Here is a 19,979-nt window from a genome sequence, read left to right as displayed (position 1 = left end):
TGTCTCAGATCTCCTTGCCGTCCGTATCCGCGTCCGCGCCTGTTCCCTTGCGGGGCCGAGCGGGCGCGGCACGTTTCGCGGCGGTCTTCGCGGTCTTCGCGGTCTTCGCGGCGGCGCGCTTCCTCGCGGGAACGGCCGCCTTGGACGCCGCCTCAGGCGCAGGCTCGGGCTCACGCTGCGGTTGTGGCGACGGCTCCGAACCGTCCACCTCAACCGCTGCCTCCGGTGGCACCGGCGCGCCCGGCACTCCGAACGGCAGCACCCGCACCGTCCTTCGCTCCACCGGCTTCGCCGGCACCGGCTGCTCGCGGCCCCCGATCAGGACCAGCGACGCCTGGTACGCCACCGACAGGGTGTACGGGGTCTGGTGCAGCATCCCCCACAGCTTTGACGTCTCGTCGATGTCCATCACCGTCGGCGTGAACCGCACCCTCTGCGGCGACTGAGCCAGATCGCTGCCCGTCAGATAGGGGCGCTCGGCCGCCAGCTCGATCAATTCCTTCGGCAGGACCGGGATTTCGTGCAGCGTCCGCACCACGCACCCGATCAGCCGCTGCCCGACCAGCTCCGCCTCCTCTCCGTACGCGCTGATCAGATAGTGCATATCCAGCGCCGCGGCAGGGCGCCCCAGCAGCGTGCCGTCCGAGGCGCGCGTCGGCAGGTCGGTGTGGCGCATCGAGGCGTTCGGCGTGACCTGGTACAGGAAGACATTGATGGTCGGCTCGGCCGGCGGTTCGGCCGGAGGCTTGCGGGTCTCCACCTTGACCGCGATGTCCATCTCGGGCCCCAGATTGTTCTCGATCAGCAGGGCCAGCGCCTGGGTGACGGTCGCGATGGCGAGTGCGTTGCTCATGACGTCAGTCCCTCTTCTCGCCGCGCGACAGATAGTCGTCCAGGGTCAGCGCGGGTGTGCGCCGTCCGGAGTGGTCGGGGCGGCCGCCCGCGGGGCGGTTCGCGCCGGGCGGTGGTGCCGCGCTCACTTCGAGTCGGCCGATCTGTACGTGTACGACGCGCTCCGTCGGCCGCGGCGCGCGCCGTCCCACCCCGCTCAGCCCCGCGCCACGGGCGGCGGCGGTGTCGGTGTCGCGCGGACGGGCCGGAGCGGCGGCGGCCATTGGGGGAGCGGGCTCGCGGGGTGTGGGAACCGGCGGCGTCCGCGGCGCGTCGGCCACCGACGGCACCCCGGCTCGCCGCTGCGAGCGCGGAACATCCGCGGCCGGACGCGCCGCCGGAGACGCTGCCGCGGCGGGCCGCAGCAGCGGCCCGGGACTCGGCGCCGCCTGCGCCGCGGGCACCTCGGGCTCGTCGGCCGGCACCGCCTCGGTCCGTACAACGGTGTGGTGGTCGGTCCGCACCTCCCGCTCGTGCCGGACCAGCTCGGCGGGACCGAAGGCGGGCCCGGGCGTGGTCGGAATCAGCGCCGCCGGCGCGTCCGGCTCCGGCGGCCCGCTCCGCAGCGCCTCGACCCGTTCGAAAGGGCCGGGCAGCCGCGGCCGGACCTGCGCCGCAGCGCCACCGACCGCCGGCACCGGCGTGTACCGGGCGAGCAGCCGGTCGAAGTAGTCAGGCATCTGCGCACAGCTCCAGGTAGTAACGACGCCGCAGCGGGCTGAGCGCCAGAATCTCCGGCTCGCTCCACCCGTAGGCGGTGGCGAGCAGATGGACGTCGAGCATCAAGTCCCGTGCCCAGGTGTCCAGTTCGGTCCACAGATAGGAGGTGATGTCCAGCTCGGCCGGGGTGGCCTCACCGCACTCGGGACAGGCGATGTTCAGCGTCACATCGGCCGCCGGATCCGCCTCCTGCGCAGTCTCGGCGAGCCGTCGCTGCACATGCTCCGGCAGCAACGAGGCCAGCCGCTCCGGCGGAATGGCCTCCCCGTCCCGCGCGGCCGAAACCGTGCAGCGTGCCACCAGCACCCGGCGCGCCTGAGCCGGATCCCGCACCGCGCCGGCCGCCGCGAGGTCGGCGACGGTGGGCAGGCGGAACTCGACCGCCCATTCGCCCTCCTCCACTCGCAGCGGCCCGTCCGGCGTCCGCGTCCGGGTGCCCAGCTGCGTGGCATCGAGATCGAACTCCATTGCCTCGCCGCACGACGCGCACTCGACACGGACCTGCATGCGCTCGCCGAACAACGCCCGGCGCAGCGCGAACAGATCCGCCTCCCGCTCGCCGACCGGCATCGACAGCAACTCGTCGGCGCCGGCCCACGGGCGGGCCGCCCGGTGCAGCAGCAGAGACCTCCCCGAGTCGTGCTGCGCCAGACCGGCTTCCCAGGTGGCGAGCAGCTCGGCCGGGCCCGTCGGCGTCATCCGTCATTCCTCCGGTGCGACAGGCCGTGCTCAGGCCGGGTGGGTGAACGAGGGCTCGACCGGCTCCTCCACCTCGTAGTCCCGCTCCCAGCCCTCGCATTCGAGCTTGACGCTCTGGATTGCGACGGCGTTGGCGTTGGCGTCCAGCTCGCCGAGCACCTGGTACTCGCTCACCCAGGCCCGGTACAGCTTGTGCGAGACGGCCACCTGCCCGGCCTCGTTGAGGACCTGGATGATGATGTCCTTGCGGAAGTCCCGCAGCGAGACCTCCGAGCCGAGCCCGGCGCCGACCTGCCAGACCTTGTTGGCCCAGCGGTCGAACTCCGGGTCGTGGGTGACGCCGCGTTCGAGCGTGACGCCCTCGAACTCGGAGCGGCCCGGCGACTTGCGCGGTGAGCTCGGGTCACCGCCGTGGCGGTGCTTGACCACTTCGGTGGTGCGCTTCAGAGGACTGATCTTGCTGATGCCCGCGACCGTTCGACCGTCCCAGAGGACCAGGAACTTGAAGTTCTTGTACGGGTCGAAGCGATGGGCGTTTATCTGGAACTCAGCCATCGGTTTCCTTCGTGTTCCTTTTCCTTGGGTTACGAGAGGTCGAACTGTCCGGCCATCTGCTGGATCTTGACGATCACGAACTCCGCCGGCTTGACCGGCGCGATGCCGATCACGACATTGACCACTCCGGCGTCGATGTCGGCGTCGGTGGTGGTGTCCTTGTCGCACTTGACGAAGTACGCCTCGCGCGGCGTGCCGCCCTTGAACGCGCCCTGCCGGAACAGGTCGTTGAGGTACGCCGACGCCTTCAGCCGGATCTGCTGCCACAACTGCTCGTTGTTCGGCTCGAAGACGACCCACTGCAGACCGCGGTGCAGGCTCTCCTCGACATGCAGCGCCAGCCGGCGCACCGGCACGTACTTCCACTCGCTGTCGAGCGCGTCCGCGCCCTCGAGCGTGCGCGCACCCCACACCAGCGGACCCACCACCGGGAAGGTGCGCAGGCAGTTGATGCCCAGCGGGTTGAGCAGTCCGTTCTCCCGGTCGGTCAGCTTGACCGTCAGCGACCGCACACCGGCCAGCCGCGCCTCGGTCCCGGCCGGCGCCTTCCATACGCCGCGCTCGCCGTCGGTCCTCGCGATGACGCCCGCGATCGCGCCCGAGGGCGGGAAGGAACGCAGTCGCCCCGTCAGCGGATCGGTGAGCTGCAGATGCGGGAAGTACAGCCCCGCGTGATTGCTGCGTACGGGCTCGAACGCGCCGATTCCGGCCCGTGCCGCGTCCACGCTGCCCCAGGTCGACGGCGAGTCGACGAGCAGGAAGATCCGCCGCTCCCGGCACAGCTGCTCGGCGGCGGACAGCACCGTGACCATGTCCTCGGTGGACTCGTACGCCGAAAGCTCAGGCAGAGCCAGCAGGTTGACGTCGTCCACGTCGCGCAGCGCCTGCACGCCGGTCTTGCGCGCCTCGCTGCCGATGAGGTCGCGCGGCCCGGGCGGGTCGCCGTCCTTGCCGCCCTCCAGCGGGAATACGGGCGGGTTGACCGAGGCCTCCAGACCCAGGTCGTTGGCGCACTCGCCGATGAAGCGGACCACGTCATCGGGGTCGACGGACCCGGCTACGACCTGGAGGCGGCGGCCGAAGGCGGTGACCTCGGCCCCGGCGAAGGCGTGATTGCCGGGGGCGTCGGGCAGCGCGCGCAGCTTGCGCTCAAGGAGCAGGGCGAGCTCGGTGACGGTGCGCGGCGGCTCGCCGTCGTGGTCGGGCTCGTAGAGGGTGAACTCCCGCTCCACATCGCCGATCTTGACCTTCAGCTCGACATTGAGGTCCGGCAGTTCGGCCGAGAACGGCTTGGAGACGGTGCCGGAGGGGTCGGGCCGGTCCTCGTCGAGCGCCTTGACCCGGACGAGGGAGGAGCCGGCGCCCACGACCGTCTCCACGAAGCGGCCGTGGCCGGAGTGCATCGAAAGCCCGGTGAAGGACTCACGGGCGCCGCCGCGCGCGTCGAGGATGTGCAGGTTGAACGTCTTGTCCGGGGTGGGGGTGTCGTGGTCGACGGCCACCCGCAGGCCCGAGCCCCAGACGCCGGGCTCCTTGGCGTGCACCTCCAGTACCGGACACTCGCTGTGCCCCTCGGTGGAGTGGAGCGTGACGCACGCTTCCTCGCCGGTGCCGGCCTTGGCGACGCGGACGATCACCGCGACCGTACCGCCGTTGCCGAAGAACTGGTGCACCGCGTAGCTGAGGGCGCTCTGCGAGGTGAGTCCGCCGAAGCGCCGCTCGAAGTCCGCGAAGCTGGTCACCCGCACGGGTTGGTTGAGCGGACCCCGGCGGGTGTGCCCCACAAACGCGGTCACTGACGTGGTGACCGAGGCGATGGTCCGGATGCTGCTGGGAAGTTCTTCGATGTATACGCCGGGATAGCCCATGTGCGTCGGCATTCCCCCTCCATTCCCTTCGCGCACCAAGAGATGAGGAGGGAGGTGAAGAAACCACGCGCATGCCTCCAGCAGGCATACGCGCTCATCACTGCATTCCCCCGTCACACACCCCGTGCGATATCGGTCTCGCAGGGCCATCGGCATGTGTCAGTGCCTGTGGCTCCTGATGCATGAGTGCCTCTGGGGAGTCTCGTTCGCCGCTGAAGGGTCGGTCAAGAGACCGATTCAGTCATCCGGCGATCATTGGCTTTGGCGATGATCGGCGGCGATTTGACGTGGTCAGAGGGATATCGTCGGCCGAGTGTGGAGAGGTATTCACGATCGTTTCACAGGAAGATGCGATCCGGGGTGGGAAACAAGCCGAATACAACTGGCCCCGGCGCGCCGCCTTGTGTCCAATTCGCGAGAAATGGCCAATTCGGCCTGCCTCTCGGCGGGGCGGCGCCGGCGGGAAAGCTCCCTGGTCGAGGCGGCAATCCGGCCGATGTCTTGGGGTGCAATGAAAAATCAGGACGTCTCGGAACCCTGATGCCCCTTCCTGTGGTCCAACAGGAGAGGCAGCCATGGGGTTATTCCCATATGCCCGGACAGCTCTGCCGACAACCCGATTACGCGCCAGAATTTTGGCCGCGCTGACCGATCGCAACCCGGGAGCCGCCCAACGCCCCGGCACTCTGGCTCGCCCTGATCCCCGACCGTTCCTCAACCGTTCCCCGACGGACTGCCCCAAGGCGGCAGCGGTACCACCCCCTCCCAGGTAGTTCGCTGCCGTGTGTTCAGGAACGGGCGAACTCCCGCTCCGCCTACCCGCGTTGGGGCGGGCCAGAAGCTCGGATCCGTAATTTTGACATAGCCTTGACAAATTAACTTTGCGTTGCCAGCATGCAAAACACTCGCACGATGAAGACAAGAGTTTTGCGATCCATGCAAGAACTCCGCAGGGCCGTAAGCCCGTTGACGGTGAGCATGCCGTCGCGCGCCTTGCCTGACGCACCCCCACACCAAGTCAGGAAGGAAGCTCCATGCCATTACGCCCCCACCAGGCGTGGTCGGTACCCCTCACCGCCCTCGCGCTGGTGCTGTCCGGCGGCGCCGTCACCGGCACAGCCGCCGAACCGCCCGCCATGCCGAGCGCCATCCCGCCGTCCGACTTCCAGCAGGTCCAACTCGCCCTCGGTCCGGCCGAGATGGGCGAAGCCATGTCGCTGGCCGTGCTGCCCGACCGGGCCGTCCTGCACACTGCACGCGACGGCACGGTCTGGCACACCGACGCCGCGGGAAACACCAAGGTCGCGGGCAGGCTGGACGTCTACACCCATGATGAGGAAGGGCTCCAGGGAGTGGCTGCCGACCCCGGCTTCGCCACGAACCGGTACGTCTACCTCTACTACTCGCCCAAGCTGAACACCCCGGCGGGCGACGCCCCAGTCAACGGCAGCGCCGCCGACTTCGAGCCCTGGAAAGGGCATCTGAACCTCTCCCGGTTCATCCTCAAGGCCGACGGCACCCTCGACACCGCCAGCGAGAAAGTCGTCATCGAAGTGCCGGGCGACCGCGGACAGTGCTGCCACGTCGGCGGCGACATCGACTTCGACGCCGCCGGAAACCTCTATCTGACGACCGGCGACGACACCAACCCCTTCGAGTCCAGCGGCTACTCCCCGCTCGACGAACGAGCGGGCCGCAATCCGCAGTTCGACGCCCAGCGCTCCTCCGGCAACACCAACGACCTGCGTGGAAAGCTACTGCGCATCAAGCCGCAGCCCGACGGCGGCTACACGATCCCGGCCGGAAACCTCTTCGCACCCGGCACGGCGAAGACCCGGCCGGAGATCTACGCGATGGGTTTCCGCAACCCGTTCCGGATGTCCGTGGACCGGGCCACCGGCGCGGTCTACCTGGGCGACTACGGCCCGGACGCCGGCACCACCGACCCGAACCGCGGTCCCGGCGGCCAAGTCGAGTTCGACCGCATCACCGCCCCGGGCAACTACGGCTGGCCGTACTGCACCGGCACCAACACCGCCGCGGAGACGTACAACGAGTACACCTTCCCCGGCGGCCCGTCCGCTGCGAAGTACGGCTGCGCGGGCGGTCCGGTGAACAACTCCTTCCGGAACACCGGGCTTTCGACCCTCCCCGCAGCCAAGGCCAGCTGGATCAAGTACGGAGACGCGGGCGCCCCACCCGAGTTCGGATCCGGCTCCGAATCGCCCATGGGCGGCGAGGTCTACCGCTACGACGCGGCCCTCAACTCACCTGTGAAATTCCCCCAGTCGCTCGATGGACGGTACTTCGCCGCCGAGCTCGGCCGACGCTGGATCAAAGCCGTCGAGGTCAGGAGTGACGGCTCGTACGGCGTGATCGAGGACTTCCCGTGGAGCGGGACCCAGATCATCGACACGGACTTCGGACCCGACGGCGCGCTCTACGTCGTCGACTACGGCTCCGGGGCGAGCGACCAGGCCCTCTACCGCATCGAGTACCTCGGCGGCAGCAACCGCAACCCGGTCGCCAAGGCCGCCGCCGACAAGACCTCCGGGCCCACACCGCTGACCGTGGCCTTCTCCTCGCAGGGCAGCTCCGACCCCGAAGGCAGATCGCTCACATACTCCTGGGACTTCGGCGACGGGAGCACATCCACCGCCGCCAACCCCAGCCATACGTATACAACCGCGGGCACCTTCCGGCCGACGCTCACCGTCCGCGACCCCGAAGGACTGACCGGCTCAGCGAGCCTGGTGTTGAGCGTCGGCAACACCGCGCCTACGGTGAACCTGATGACCCCGGTGGACGGCGCGCTGTTCTCCTTCGGCGACACCGCGCCCTTCACGGTCACCGCGAGCGACCCCGACGACGGCCCCGTCGACTGCGCCAAGGTGAAAGTCACCTATCTCCTCGGGCACGACAGCCACCGCCACCAGATCACCTCGACGAACGGCTGCACCAGCTCCATCGCCGTCCCGGCCGACGGCGAGCACGACAGCGCCGCCAACCTCTACGGAGTCTTCGACGCCGAGTACACCGACAAGGGCGGACTGACCACCCACAGCGTGCGCATCCTGCAGCCCAGGCACCGGCAGGCCGAGCACTTCGGCGCGCAGTCCGGCATCCAGACCGCCGACCACGGCAACGCCGAGGGCGGCAAGACGGTCGGCTTCACCGACAATGGCGACTGGATCTCATTCCAGCCCTACGCGCTCGCAGGGGCCACGAAGTTCACCGGCAGGGTCTCCTCCGGCGGTGTCGGCGGCACGATCGAAGTACGGGCCGGATCGGCCACCGGCACCCTGCTCGGTTCGGTGCACGTCGCGCCGACCGGCGGCTGGGAGAACTTCACCGACGTGACGATGAACCTGGCGGGCGCCCCCACCGGCACCACCAGCCTCTTCCTGGTCTTCAAAGGCCCGTCCGGCCAGGGCAATCTCCTCGACATCGACACCTTCACCCTCAACTGACGGGTGGAAGGGGACACCATGACGCTCTTACGCACCCACCTCATCCGCCGCTCCACGGCCGCCGCCGGAGCTCTCGCGCTTGGACTCGCCACCGCGATCGCGGGACCCGGCGCCACCGCCCGGGCCGCCGACCCCGCCTATGACGTGCTCGTCTTCTCCAAGACGGCCGGCTTCCGCCACGATTCGATCCCGGCCGGCATCGACGCCATCCGCGCACTCGGCACGGCGAACAACTTCACCGTCACCGCCACCGAGGACAGCGCCGCCTTCACACCCGCGGGCCTCGCCACTTACGAGGCGGTGGTCTTCCTGAACACCACCGGCGACGTACTGGACGCTACACAGCAGAGCGCCCTCCAGTCGTACGTGGACGGGGGCGGCGGATTCGTCGGCGTCCACGCCGCCGCCGACACCGAGTACGAGTGGCCGCAGTACGAACAACTCGTCGGCGCCCGCTTCAAGAGCCACCCCGCGATCCAGCAGGCCACCGTCAAGACCGAGGACGGCACACATCCCGCCACCACACACCTCGGGCCCACCTGGACGCGCACCGACGAGTGGTACAACTACCGCACCAACCCCCGCTCATCCGTACGCGTCCTGCAGAGCCTGGACGAATCCACGTACAGCGGCGGGGAGATGGCCGGCGACCACCCCATCACCTGGTGCCACCCGCACGGCTCCGGGCGGTCCTTCTACACCGGACTCGGCCACACCTCCGAGTCGTACGCCGACCCCGCCTTCCGCTCCCTGCTCCTCGGCGGCATCCGTTACGCGGCGGGGGTCGTCGCCGCCGACTGCAGCCCGCGGGGCGGCCCGGGGCCGGTGAGCGTCGAGGGCGAGGCGTACACCTCCGGCTCCGGAGTGCAGGCCGCCGGCCATGCGAGCGCCAGCGGCGGCCGGACCCTCGGCTATATCGACAACGGGGACTGGGCGGGCTACGCCTCGGTGGCCACCGCAGGGGCCACGTCCTTCTCGGCGAAAGTCTCATCGGCCGGTGCGGGCGGCACCATCGAGATCCGGGCGGGATCGGCGACCGGCACCCTGCTCGGTTCGGTGCAGGTCGCGCCGACCGGTGGCTGGGAGACCTTCACAACCGTGTCGACGACGCTGACCGCGAGCGGCAGCGGACCGCTGTTCCTGCGCTTCACCGGCGGCCCGGGCGCGCTGTTCGACATCGACACCTTCACCCTCGGCACGGAGCCGGCGGCGGGCGAGACCCTGTCGCCGGACGTCCACCTCTTCTACTACCCGTGGTACGGATCCCCCGCGGGGCAAGGGAGTTGGCGGCACTGGCAGCAGGGCGGACACACGCCGCCCGACGACATCGGCGCCGACCTGTACCCGGCCCTCGGACCGTACGACTCCGGGGATGTGGCGGGAGCCGTGGACCAGCACATGAAGTGGGTCGCCCAGTCGGGAGCGGGCGTGATCGTCTACAGCTGGTGGGGCCGCGGCGGCTACGAGGACACACTCGCCCGGCGCGTTATGGACGCCGCCCAGCGCCAGGGCGTCAAGGTGGCCTGGCACATCGAGCCGTACAGCGGACGCACCGCGCAGTCCGTCGTCGAGGACATCACCTATCTCAATCAGACGTACGGCAGCCATCCCGCCTTCTACCGGGACGCCGCCCACGGCAACCGCTCGGCCTTCTACATCTTCGAGAGCCTCCGGATCACCGACTGGACCGCGCTCGACCAGGTGACGCCGACCAGCAGCGTCCTCGCGCAGACCACCGACACCACGAAGATCGCGCATTTCTCCGGGCTCTACACCTACGACGGCATCGCCGGCGCCACCGCACCGGGCTGGAAGCAGGCGGGCGACTACGCCAAGGCGCACAACCTCATCTGGGCCCCGTCGGTCGCGCCGGGTTATGTCGACGACCGTGCCGTACCGGGCAACACCACGCCCACGCTGGGCCGTGTCGACGGTGCCACCTACGACAAGGAGTGGAGCAACGCCCTCGACCCCGCCATCGGCGGATCGCCCACCTGGGTTTCCGTCACCTCGTTCAACGAATGGCATGAGGGCAGTTCCATCGAGCCCGCGTCGAGCAACCCGCCGCCCGGGCACGGCTACCAGACCTTCTCGGGTGCGTACGGGAAGACGGGGGCGGCGGCGGAGACCGCCTATCTCGACCGTACGAAACACTGGGTGAGCGAGTTCGTGAAGCGGAGGGAGTGAGGTCAGACCCGTCCTGCCGCGCGGTGCGGCTCGAACCAGCCGCCGCTGTCCGGTGGTGCGGGCTCAGGCTGTGCTTCCGGCTGAGGCTTGGGTTGAGGATCCGAGTGGGACTCGGGCGCCGGGAGGTCGAGCGGGCGCGTCCGGGCGTCGGGATCGATCCAGTTCACCGGGCGTGGATCAAGAAACTGTTCCGCGTGGGAGACGTATCCGCGCTGTTGCACCGACGAGGGCAAGGGATCCCGGATGAGCGATTCTGCCGGCAGCCCGCACTCGTACAGCAACTCGGCCGTCTCCTGCACGAACATCACGGGACCGCAGAGATAGACGGTCTCGCCGGTCCACCCCCGGCGCGCACTCAGATTGCTGTGCAGCCGTTCCGCGGCCCGCATCCGGCCATCGGCCCGCTCCTCGTACCACCAGTAGGCGCTCAGATAAGGGTGGGCCCGCAGGAGGTCGACGAGCGAGTCCCCGTCGTAGAAGTCGGCCTCACGGGCCACGACGTCGATACGGATACGGGGCGTGGGCCTGCGGGCGAGTAACTCGTCGAGGACCGCCTTGACCGGGGCCCAGCCCGAGCCGGCGGCTATCAGAGTGACGGCCGGAGTGCCGGGCGGCGGGGCGAGTGCGGATCCCGAGGCGGCGCCCAGTCGCAGTATGTGGCCGGGCTCTGTGTGGTCGCACAACGCATTGCTGAGCAGCCCATGGGCGACCCGGCCGATATGGAATTCGAGCACACCGTCACGGTCGGGGCGGCCGGCCAGGGAGTAGGGCCGCCACACACCCGGCAGATCCGGATGCTCCATCGTGGCGTACTGGCCGGGGCGCCATGGATAGCGGGCGGACGGAACGGCGCGGATGATGGCCGTGTGCCCACCGTGCAGCCGGTGGGATACGACAGTGGCCTCCCACGACGCGGGCTCGTTGGCGGCGAGAGAGCTGTGCGCCCCGCCGGTCATCGCTTCGGCCGTGGTTGCGTACACCCGCAGCCAGGCCGCTTCGGTCCGCGCGTCCCAGGACTGCGTGCTGTGGTAGCGGACCGCGGCGACGAGACTCTCGCCCACCGCCGCGTAGTCGTCGTCGCCTATCCCGAACTTGCGGTGATCCCGGCCGAGCTGAGCCAGATAGACGGGGAGCCCTGGGTGGCCGAGATGGTCCACGACCTGCACCAGCGCGGCGAACAGCCGCTCGTACTGATCGTCCATCGCGGCTGGGAACAGCGGCCGCAGCCGCGGATGGTGGGTGAACAGGTGGGCGTAGAAGTATCGGACCACATGACTTGCACGCCGCCTGACGCGTTCCAGGCTCGATCTGACCAGATCTATGTCGTCGTCGTTCAATGATTCCCCCGGGGCTGCACGGTTGCGCGATAGTTGAACGCGCGTCACAGTGCTGAGCGAGCTGACCGTATCAACTCGTAGGCGGACCCGAGCCGATGTGGCGTCAATTACTTCTCGACTGGAACATTTCCCTTCCGGTCGGGACAACTGGCCGTCGCTACAGGCCCTGCCAGACGGGCTTGGCGGCGTAGGTGGCGCGGAAGTAGCCGGCGAGCTTCAGGCTGGAGGCCGCCGCCTCGTCGACCACGACCGTGGCGTGCGGGTGGAGCTGCAGGGCGGATGCGGGCACCAGTGCGGAGAGCGGTCCTTCGACGGCGAGCGCCACGGCGTCAGCCTTCGCCTCGCCGGTGGCCAGCAGGACCAGGTGGCGGGCTTCCAGGATGGTGCCGATGCCCTGGGTGATCACGTGGTGGGGGACCTCGTCGATGCCGTTGAAGAACCGGGCGTTGTCCTTCCGGGTCTGCTCGGTCAGCGTCTTGATCCGAGTGCGGGAGGCGAGCGACGAACAGGGCTCGTTGAAGCCGATGTGCCCGTCAGTGCCGATACCGAGCAGCTGGAGGTCGACGCCGCCGGCCTCGGTGAGCGCACGGTCGTAGGCGAGGCAGGCGGCCGCGACGTCGTCGGCGGTCCCGTCTGGGCCCATGAAGGACGCGTCGGTGAGCCCGAGAGGTTCGACGACCTCGCGCAGGACAACGGAGCGGTACGACTCGGGGTGGCCGGACGGCAGACCGACGTACTCGTCGAGCTGGCAGATCCGGGCACGGGAAGCATCCACTTCCGAGGCGCGCACCTTGGCCCCGAGCGCCTTGTAGATGGGCAGCGGGGTCGAACCGGTGGCGACGCCGAGGAGGGCGTCGGGCTTGCGTCGCAGCAGGTCGGCCATGGCTACGGCGATGAGCTCGCCGCCCGTGGCGGAGTCCGGAACGATGACAACTTCCACGAAGATCCCTGTCTCTGAAGGCGCAAGTGGTGTAGACCAATCTACCTGGTGGGCAGTGGTGCTGTCGCGCCCGGGATGTCCGGCCCGGCTGGGCTTTCAGCTCGCCCTGCAGCAGGCTGTAGCTGGGTGAAACCTGGTGGAAATCCCCCGTGCGGTGGCGCCTCTACGCTCGGAGGAGCAGATTCGAAAGAGCGGATGAGGAACCGCGTAGGAGGTGAGCGGATGGTCACCGGCCTCGGACCGCAGACATCGGACCGGAGCAGGCTGCGCTCCGTCAACGAAGACGATGTGCAGCTGCGCCACTATGTGGTGCACGGCTACCGGCGGGCGTACCGGATCGCCGGCGAAGGCCCAGCCGTACTCCTGGTCCACGGCATAGGAGACTCTTCCGCCACCTGGGTGGACCTGATCCCCGGGCTGGCCCGTCGCTACACCGTCATCGCACCCGACCTCCTCGGCCACGGCGCCTCCGACAAGCCGCGTGCGGACTACTCGGTTGCGGCATACGCGAACGGCATGCGGGACCTGCTCGGAGTGCTCGGCATCGACCGGGCCACCCTCGTCGGCCATTCGCTCGGCGGCGGAGTGGCCATGCAGTTCGCCTACCAGTTCCCCGAGCGCACCGAACGACTGGTCCTGGTCAGCGCGGGCGGCGTCGGCCGGGAGGTCAATCCCGTCCTCAGGGCGGTCTCCCTGCCGGGCGCCGACCTGCTGCTTGCGGCGCTGAACCTGCCGGGTATGCGGCAGGGGACCGGCCTGTTCGCCGAGCTGATCAGGATGCTGGACATCGACCTCGGGCAGGACGCGCCGGAGCTGCTCAACCTCGTGGACGCGCTGCCGGACGCGACCTCGCGCAGCGCCTTCATCCGCACACTGCGGGCCGTCGTCGACTGGCGGGGCCAGGTGGTGACCATGCTCGACCGCTGCTATCTGGCACAGGGGATGCCGACGATGCTGCTGTGGGGTTCCCGCGACAGCGTGGTGCCGGTTGAACACGCGCACGGCGCGCATGCGGCAATGCCCGGAAGCCGGCTGGAGATCTTCGAGGGGGCGGGCCACTTTCCCTTCCACGCCGATCCGGCGCGCTTTCTGGCGCTGGTCGAGGACTTCATCGAGACGACCCGCCCCGCCGACTGGAGTACGGAGCGCTGGCGGGAACTGCTGCGGGCGGGGCGCGGCGTCGAGGACGAGCTGCAACTGGCGAGCGAGCGCAGCGCGACCTGAGGACGCGCACTGCCTGTCAGAACAGAGGGAGTTGACCGGGGAAGTCCGGCAGGAAAGCTCCGTCGAGATCCGGCTGCAGGGCAGGATCGATGTGCGCCTGCCGCCGGGACCCGGGGCAGGAGACCAGCTCCGCCGCGGTACGCGAGCCGGCCGGGTCATGGCGGGCGAACCGCCCGGCGACGACGGCGATTTCGCGACGGCAGACCGGGCAACGGCGGCGGGGAGCGGACATGCCCCCCAGTCTGCCAGCCGCCTGGACGGGCCTCGCTGACGCGCCCGCGCCCCCTGCGGCGTTCCCGGGCGTAGCGCCCTGGAGCGACAGCGCCGGCACTGGTGGCCTTGGGGGAGGGCGGCAGCGATCCTGGGTCTCCTCGACCGCAGATGGAGCCGCCGCCCCGCGCCGGTTCCCGGGCAGCCTGTCAAGCCGGGACCCGCGCAGGGCCGGCAGCGTCTGTACGCGTATCCGGTTCCTGTTCGGCATGCGCGGCTTCGAAGGCCGCGTCACTCAAGCCGCCACGTATCCAGGGACGATGCGGGTGGGACCGGGACCGGCGAGGGTGGTGACGCCATGGGCTGCCCGACCCGGTCGCCGGGGGGTCAGCGGGCCGGGATCTCCACGCTGTAGATCGACTCGCCGGACTGCCGCTTGAGGTGAACCGTCATGGTCCGCTTGCGGGAGTTGATGCTGACGCTGCCGTAGTAGCGACCATTCAGGGCGATGAACCGCTCCTTGGGGCCGAAGGTGGGCGAGAGCGGTTCGCTCTTGGTGCGCTGGCTCGACCCGATCGGGCAGCCGACGAACTCCCACATGCCGTAGCGCGGGTACTCGATGGCCTGCGCCCAGTGGACGTCAGCGGTGAGCCAGACGACGTTCTTCGCCTTGATCTTCTGGAACTCGTCCATCAGAAGGCCGAACTCGTGCTCGTAGGCAACGTAGTCGTCCACCGGCGGCGCGGACCGGATGATGGAGATCGGGCTGGAGGTGACGATCACCTTCCAAGTGGCGTTGGAGCGCTTCATGGAGTCGATCAGCCACTTGCGCTGCTCGGCGCCGAACAGGATCTTGTCCGCGCCGTCGGGGGCTCCCAGCGGCGAGGCGTACTGCCTGCCGTCCACCACGAACACCTCCAGCTCCCGGCCCCACCGTATCGACCGGTAGATCTGCTCGGGACCGGAGGAGATGGGCCAGTAGTCGTGGAAGGCCTCGCGGCCGATCGGCATGAGCGGCTCCGAGGGGCCGCGGAAGCCGTCCCTCACCTCGTGGTCGTCCCAGTTGACGATGAACGGGACCCGGGAGGCCAGCGTCTGGAGGTACGGGTCCTCCCGCATCTCCTTGTACTTCGCCCAGTACATCTCGCGGGTCTTGGCCGGACCACTGGCCGCGGTGGCGACGTCGCCATAGATGGTGTCGCCGTTGAAGACGAAGAACTCCGGGTTCTCGGAGAGCATGGAGGCGAACGTCGGGTACGGCGTCGGGTTCTGGAAGCCAGCGCCCGTGTCACCGCTCCAGACGAAGTGGACGTCGCGCTTGTCGTTCTTCTCCGGCGCGGTGACGAAGGTCGAGATCGGCCGTCTGACCGTGGGGTTCTCGCCCTCCAACTGGACCATGTAGAAGTACCGGGTACCCGGGGTCAGGTCACGGAGGGTCACCTGCCCGATGAAGTCCCGCTCCGCGGTCAGCGTCACAGCCTCGCTCAGCAGGCCCTTCGCTACGGCGACCTCGGTCTCCTCGGACCCGTACAGCACCTGCATCCGGCCTTCGCCGCTGCCGCGGGCCCACACCATCGCGCTGGTCGAGGTGACATCGCCGGTCACCACGCCGTGGGTCAGTCGCAGGGGGCCGCTCTCGGCGGTGGCCAGGGCGGGCTGCGATTCGGCCGCGACGGCCGACGAGCCCAGCATGGATGCGGTCACCGTGCCCGCGATAGCGGCGCCCGAGCCGGCGAGGAACCGGCGTCGATTGGTCGAAGGGTCTGTGGCCTGGCTGTTCACGTGCTCTCCTAGGTTCGGTCCGAGTATCTGGACGCTAGACAGGCGTCATGGCGCGCCAGGAGGCAAGGAAACAAACAGGAGGTAAAGGCTTACCATTTAATCGGTGTTCCGTTTGCAGAAATCAAGCCGTTCTTACCGACTCGGACGCCTGCCGACGAGAAGGCGTCGAGCCTGGTCATGGCGGATTACTGGAACCCCACGAGGACCGTGCCGGTCCGGATACGACTCTTTTCGGCCACGCCGGTGACTCCGGCATCCGACGGCACCGTTCTTCCCGCCGAAGGGCCCGGGATTCAACTCGGCGGAACGGGCCCCGTGACACCGGCCTTCTGGAAGGCGCTCCGCCCGGACGGTCGCTCGCGGCCGTCGCGCAGGTACCTCGTCAGCGCACCTCGACAAGACGGGCGAACGCCACGACGTTCCCGTCGTAGCCCGTCCTTCGTATAGCCGCCGCCGCAGGTGATCAGGCGTAACTCCGACGCCGGGGTGTCCTGGTAGACGCGGGCGGCCGGGAAGTTCTTCTTGGCGAAGACCTCGATGCCGTACACGGCGAACACTGCCGTACGGCCGTCCCCGCGCAGGATCTCGATGCGACTGCCCCGCTCCAGAGCACCGAGTGCGTAGAAGACGGCCGGGCCCGCCTTGTTGTCGACGTGGCCGACGATGACGGACGTGCCCCGCTCGCCGGGGCCGGCCGCGCCTTTGTACCAGCCGGCGAGATTGCTCTTCTCCAGCGGCGGCGCGTCGATCCAGCCGTCGGCGTCGAGGCCGACCTCGGTGAGCGGGGCGTCGAGCCGGACGGACGGAATGGCGATCCGCCGTGGCGGGGAGTGGGGGAGCGCATCGGGCGCGGGCGGCAGTGGGTCGGCCGTGCTGTGGCGAGCCGCGACGGCGGAGCCGGGCTGGGGCGGGCCGCCGACCGGCTCGGTGGATCCGTTGCGCAAGAGGAACAGCCCGAGCAGCAGGACAGAAGCCACCGTGAACCAGGAGCCGCGGTGCGTGGACCTGTGCATGGGCGCTCTTCCTCTGTCCCGTTTGTGTCTCGGGTGGCGCTCCGCCGCCCAGGACCTCGGGGCCCGGGGCGGCGGAGCCGCTGTGTCGGCGTCAGACGCCTTCTTTGGAGCTGCGGCGCAGCAGCAGGACGCCGCCGCCGAGCACACCACCCGCGACGAGGGCGGTGCCGACGGCGATCTGTGCGGGGCTCAGAGCTGCGAAGCTGCCGCCGGCGCCGGCGTTGACGCCCGCGCCGGGCTTCGTACCGGTCCCGGTGTGCGAGGTTCCGGTCCCGGTGTGTGCGTTGCCGGTTTCGGCCCGGGGGTCGGTTCCCGTCCCGGTGTGTGCGTCGCCGGTTACGGTCCCGGCCTCGGTCTCGGTGGGCGAGTCGCCTGTGTCGGCCTGGGCCTCGGTCTCGGTGGGCGAGTCGCCTGTGTCGGCCTGGGCCTCGGTCTCGGTGGGCGAGTCGCCTGTGTCGGCCTGGGCCTCGGTCTCGGTAGGCGAGTCGCCTGTGTCGGCCTCGGTCCCGGTCTCGGCCCCGGTGGGCGAGTCGCCTGTGTCGGCCTCGGTCCCGGTCTCGGCCCCGGTGGGCGAGTCGCCTGTGTCGGCCTCGGTCCCGACCTCGGGGGGCGCGTCCCCGGTGTCCTTCCCGGTCCCAGTGGGTGAGCCGGAGCCGCTGCCGATGGTGAGGGCCGTTGTGACCTTCTCGCCGTTGCAATCGAACGTGACCTCGTCCTCGGCCCCCGGCTTGGCCTCCGCGTCGATCTTCGCCGTGCCGGGCCGGCCCCCATCGAGCGTGACCGTGTCGAAGACTCCGGAGGAGACGGTCACGGTTGAGACTTCGCACTCGGTGGCGTTCAGAGTCACGGTGCCACCGGGCGCGACGGTCGAGGGGGTGACAGTGAAACCGGAAGGGGTGACGTTGCTCCCGTCCGCGGCCAGGGCGGCCGGGGCGCCGACGGTCAGCGCGGCGGTGCCGATCAGGGCGAGGGAGGCGACACGTATCGCACGCATGGTCAGTTCTCCGTGTTCCCGAGGGCCATTGCGGATGACTTCCGCGCAGGAGAAGAAACCCTCGTTGAGAAAGACGCTAGGAGGCCGACGGGGGCCCCGCATGCGGCGAGGGCGGCGCGGCCTCGGCGTGTCACCCCCCGTCGGTCGCAGTGGCCGCGACGGTCGTGCCAGGTCACGCGGTACGGCCGCGAGCCCGGCGGATCCGCGGCGTACACGAGTCCGATCGAGTGACGGCGTCACCCCTGGGCTCTGCGGCGAGCGAGCCACCGGGTCCGGCCGGCGACCCCAGGCTCCAACGGAGTGTCACGGACGGCGTGAGGTGATCCTCGGTGCAGGGAACGTCCCACGCGGCGAAGAGATCCTGCCACGGCCCCGTCTCGTCCGCGCCGACGAGGCAACCGTCGAGCGCGCCGCGCAGCGTCTCCGCGCAGTCCGGTGCCGATGAAGACCAGCTCGTGGCTCTGACCGCTCTCCACCTCGTGCATGCCCGACGGTTCGGCGGGCGACGGCACCGGACTGTGACCACAGACCGGTGACGAACTCGCGCCCGGCCGGCTGGGCGCGGTCATCAGCCAGTCGGCCTGTGGACGCTGCCCGCGCTGCGGTGGCCATCCCGACGGATGTGTCCGTGTGCTCTTGGGGAGCACACGGACACATCGCTGCCGGACGCGGCTGGAACTCCGTCAGCCGGTCTTCCACTTCTGGTTCGCGGTGCCGCCGCAGGCCCACAACTGCAGCCTGGCGCCGTTGCCGGTGGCCTGGTTCTTCACGTCCACGCACTTGTCGGACTGAGGGTTCACCAGGTCGTGCGACGCATTCAGGCGGAACTGCTGCGCCGGGTTTCCGCTGCAGTTGGCGAGCTGGATGGCCGCGCCGTTCTCCCGTGAACCCCAGGCCACGTCCATGCACTTGCCCATGGACCGCAGTGTCCCGTCCCCGGAGAACTGCCAGCGCTGGTTCGCCGCGCCTCCGCAGTCCCAGATCTGCAGTGGTGTGCCGTCGGCTCCGCTGATGCCGGTCACATCGATGCAGCGGTTGGAGGCGAAGCCGATGATCAGTTGGCCGGGGGGCGCTTTTGCGGCCGTCGTCCGGTTGCTCCCGCCCGCGCCGCTCCCGGTTCCGGTGCCTTTGGCAGACGTCGACGTTCCGGAACCTGAAGCGGAGCTGCCGCCCGTTCCGCTGCCGCTTGCTCCGCCGGCTTTCGGACTGCCGCCCGGCGGGACGGAACCGGCACCGCTCGGCGCACCCGACGGGCCGGAACCGGCACCGCTCGGCGCACCCGACGGGCCGGAACCGGCCTTGACGCCGGCGCCGGGGCTCGTCGAATCCCCGGCCGACGGTTTGCCGGGCGCGTCCGGTGAGGCCGAACCGTACGCTTCGGACGGCGCGTCACCCGTGTCGAGCACGGTGCCGGCGTCGGAGCTCGTTCGCTCGGCCCTCGTGTCCTCGTTGTCGCCGGTCTGGGTGAGCAGCAGCGGAACGGTGATCAGAAGCACCCCGGCGATCGCCGCGCCGGCCAGCATCGCCTTGTGCGGCCGACGGCCCGGCAGATCGGGATCCGCCGACGGGGCAGCGTCGGCCGCCGCCGCGGCGACGGCCTCCGCCCGGCTGATCGCGGGGGCCGCGGCGGTGGTCCCCTCCGCAGATCCGGCGGCGGTGTCCGAAACCGCCGCGGAGCCCTCCTCGTTGCCCTCCCCAGCGGAGGCTTCCGCTTCGGCCTCGGCTTCCGCCTCCGCGTCGGGGGCGGACTGTTCGCCGGCCTCCTCGGTGCGCCTGCCGCGCGTCTCCCGCTTCGCCGCGAACGCTCCTTCGGCCTCTTTGCGAGCCGCGCCCTCGTCTCCGTGCTCGGGCTCTCCGGCCCGGTCGGGGTCCTCGGCCGGTTGGGAAGGTGCGGAGGCTATCTCCGCCGCCGACGGCGTCTCCGGCTCGTCGGTGGCGGCGCTTGCGGCAGTCGGCGCTGTTGCAGGTGCGCGCTGCGCCGCGTTGTGGTCGGGATTGCTCATCCGTGCCTTCCAGGATGGTGCCGGTGGGGGAAAGGGTGGTTCCTCGGTCGTCCGGTGCGGCGGGTTGCGCCACAAGCCGACCGATC

At 69.8% G+C, this 19,979-nt stretch carries 14 protein-coding genes and 1 pseudogene; 3 read left to right on the top strand and 12 right to left on the bottom strand.

What is annotated here, in order from left to right; all coding sequences use genetic code 11:
* Positions 1-4 precede the first annotated feature (4 nt).
* The 5 genes from ACWDO5_RS00370 to ACWDO5_RS00350 are packed head-to-tail and all read right to left on the bottom strand — an operon-like array spanning position 5 to position 4,745.
* Positions 5-853 carry a DUF4255 domain-containing protein gene (locus tag ACWDO5_RS00370; protein ID WP_450527079.1) on the bottom strand — a complete coding sequence of 283 codons (849 nt, stop codon included), beginning with the start codon at positions 851-853 and terminating at the stop codon, positions 5-7.
* A gap of 4 nt (positions 854-857) precedes the next feature.
* On the bottom strand, positions 858-1,571 hold the full coding sequence (locus ACWDO5_RS00365; protein WP_450527077.1) for a hypothetical protein: 714 nt from the start codon (positions 1,569-1,571) through the stop codon (positions 858-860).
* Positions 1,564-2,310, bottom strand: coding sequence for a T4 family baseplate hub assembly chaperone (locus tag ACWDO5_RS00360; protein ID WP_450527076.1), 747 nt, complete (start codon positions 2,308-2,310; stop codon positions 1,564-1,566). Before ACWDO5_RS00360 ends, ACWDO5_RS00365 begins: the two co-directional genes overlap by 8 nt.
* A gap of 30 nt (positions 2,311-2,340) precedes the next feature.
* Positions 2,341-2,865: a phage tail protein gene (locus ACWDO5_RS00355; RefSeq protein ID WP_030352235.1), complete on the bottom strand. Its 525-nt coding sequence runs from the start codon at positions 2,863-2,865 to the stop codon at positions 2,341-2,343.
* A gap of 29 nt (positions 2,866-2,894) precedes the next feature.
* Positions 2,895-4,745, bottom strand: coding sequence for a phage tail sheath family protein (locus tag ACWDO5_RS00350; protein WP_450527074.1), 1,851 nt, complete (start codon positions 4,743-4,745; stop codon positions 2,895-2,897).
* Between the two features lie 1,022 nt (positions 4,746-5,767).
* Between ACWDO5_RS00350 and ACWDO5_RS00345 the strand changes: the two genes are divergently transcribed.
* Positions 5,768-8,203 (top strand): PQQ-dependent sugar dehydrogenase, encoded by a 2,436-nt coding sequence (locus ACWDO5_RS00345; RefSeq protein WP_450527073.1) that lies wholly within the window; start codon positions 5,768-5,770, stop codon positions 8,201-8,203.
* Between the two features lie 18 nt (positions 8,204-8,221).
* A complete protein-coding gene (locus tag ACWDO5_RS00340; protein WP_450527072.1) occupies positions 8,222-10,390 on the top strand; it encodes a ThuA domain-containing protein in 2,169 nt (722 codons plus the stop codon).
* 2 nt (positions 10,391-10,392) lie between these two features.
* On the opposite strand, the gene ACWDO5_RS00335 is transcribed toward ACWDO5_RS00340, so the two are convergent.
* Entirely contained in the window at positions 10,393-11,727 is a 1,335-nt protein-coding gene (locus tag ACWDO5_RS00335; protein WP_450527070.1) for a globin domain-containing protein, read from the bottom strand.
* Between the two features lie 157 nt (positions 11,728-11,884).
* Positions 11,885-12,667, bottom strand: coding sequence for a glucosamine-6-phosphate deaminase (nagB, locus tag ACWDO5_RS00330; protein WP_450527068.1), 783 nt, complete (start codon positions 12,665-12,667; stop codon positions 11,885-11,887).
* 222 nt (positions 12,668-12,889) lie between these two features.
* Here nagB and ACWDO5_RS00325 point away from each other — a divergent pair, with 222 nt between their 5' ends.
* Entirely contained in the window at positions 12,890-13,891 is a 1,002-nt protein-coding gene (locus ACWDO5_RS00325; protein ID WP_450527067.1) for an alpha/beta fold hydrolase, read from the top strand.
* A gap of 16 nt (positions 13,892-13,907) precedes the next feature.
* Here ACWDO5_RS00325 and ACWDO5_RS00320 read toward each other — a convergent pair whose 3' ends face one another.
* The 5 genes and pseudogenes from ACWDO5_RS00320 to ACWDO5_RS00300 all read right to left on the bottom strand — a co-directional run bounded on the left by ACWDO5_RS00320 (position 13,908) and on the right by ACWDO5_RS00300 (position 19,893).
* Positions 13,908-14,123, bottom strand: a complete 216-nt coding sequence (locus ACWDO5_RS00320) for a hypothetical protein (RefSeq protein WP_450527065.1) — start codon at positions 14,121-14,123, stop codon at positions 13,908-13,910.
* 365 nt (positions 14,124-14,488) lie between these two features.
* The gene (locus ACWDO5_RS00315; protein WP_450527063.1) at positions 14,489-15,883 is read right to left on the bottom strand and encodes an alkaline phosphatase D family protein; all 1,395 of its coding nucleotides are present in this window, start codon (positions 15,881-15,883) and stop codon (positions 14,489-14,491) included.
* Positions 15,884-16,265: 382 nt separating this feature from the next.
* Positions 16,266-16,896, bottom strand: a pseudogene (locus ACWDO5_RS00310) (class F sortase).
* 91 nt (positions 16,897-16,987) lie between these two features.
* The gene (locus tag ACWDO5_RS00305) at positions 16,988-17,890 is read right to left on the bottom strand and encodes a hypothetical protein (protein WP_450527061.1); all 903 of its coding nucleotides are present in this window, start codon (positions 17,888-17,890) and stop codon (positions 16,988-16,990) included.
* 683 nt (positions 17,891-18,573) lie between these two features.
* The gene (locus ACWDO5_RS00300) at positions 18,574-19,893 is read right to left on the bottom strand and encodes a ricin-type beta-trefoil lectin domain protein (RefSeq protein WP_450527060.1); all 1,320 of its coding nucleotides are present in this window, start codon (positions 19,891-19,893) and stop codon (positions 18,574-18,576) included.
* Between the last annotated feature and the right edge of the window lie 86 nt (positions 19,894-19,979).

This window comes from Streptomyces sp. NPDC000880, from assembly GCF_053599675.1.
The sequence above is the reverse complement of the archived record's forward strand: the minus strand, read 5'-3'. Positions and strand labels throughout refer to the sequence as shown.

Coding starts and splice junctions, on each gene's coding strand:
- ACWDO5_RS00370 (WP_450527079.1), bottom strand. CDS start 853: ATGAGCAACGCACTCGCCATCGCGACCGTCACCCAGGCGCTGGCCCTG.
- ACWDO5_RS00365 (WP_450527077.1), bottom strand. CDS start 1,571: ATGCCTGACTACTTCGACCGGCTGCTCGCCCGGTACACGCCGGTGCCG.
- ACWDO5_RS00360 (WP_450527076.1), bottom strand. CDS start 2,310: ATGACGCCGACGGGCCCGGCCGAGCTGCTCGCCACCTGGGAAGCCGGT.
- ACWDO5_RS00355 (WP_030352235.1), bottom strand. CDS start 2,865: ATGGCTGAGTTCCAGATAAACGCCCATCGCTTCGACCCGTACAAGAAC.
- ACWDO5_RS00350 (WP_450527074.1), bottom strand. CDS start 4,745: ATGCCGACGCACATGGGCTATCCCGGCGTATACATCGAAGAACTTCCC.
- ACWDO5_RS00345 (WP_450527073.1), top strand. CDS start 5,768: ATGCCATTACGCCCCCACCAGGCGTGGTCGGTACCCCTCACCGCCCTC.
- ACWDO5_RS00340 (WP_450527072.1), top strand. CDS start 8,222: ATGACGCTCTTACGCACCCACCTCATCCGCCGCTCCACGGCCGCCGCC.
- ACWDO5_RS00325 (WP_450527067.1), top strand. CDS start 12,890: ATGGTCACCGGCCTCGGACCGCAGACATCGGACCGGAGCAGGCTGCGC.
- ACWDO5_RS00320 (WP_450527065.1), bottom strand. CDS start 14,123: ATGTCCGCTCCCCGCCGCCGTTGCCCGGTCTGCCGTCGCGAAATCGCC.
- ACWDO5_RS00305 (WP_450527061.1), bottom strand. CDS start 17,890: ATGCGTGCGATACGTGTCGCCTCCCTCGCCCTGATCGGCACCGCCGCG.
- ACWDO5_RS00300 (WP_450527060.1), bottom strand. CDS start 19,893: ATGAGCAATCCCGACCACAACGCGGCGCAGCGCGCACCTGCAACAGCG.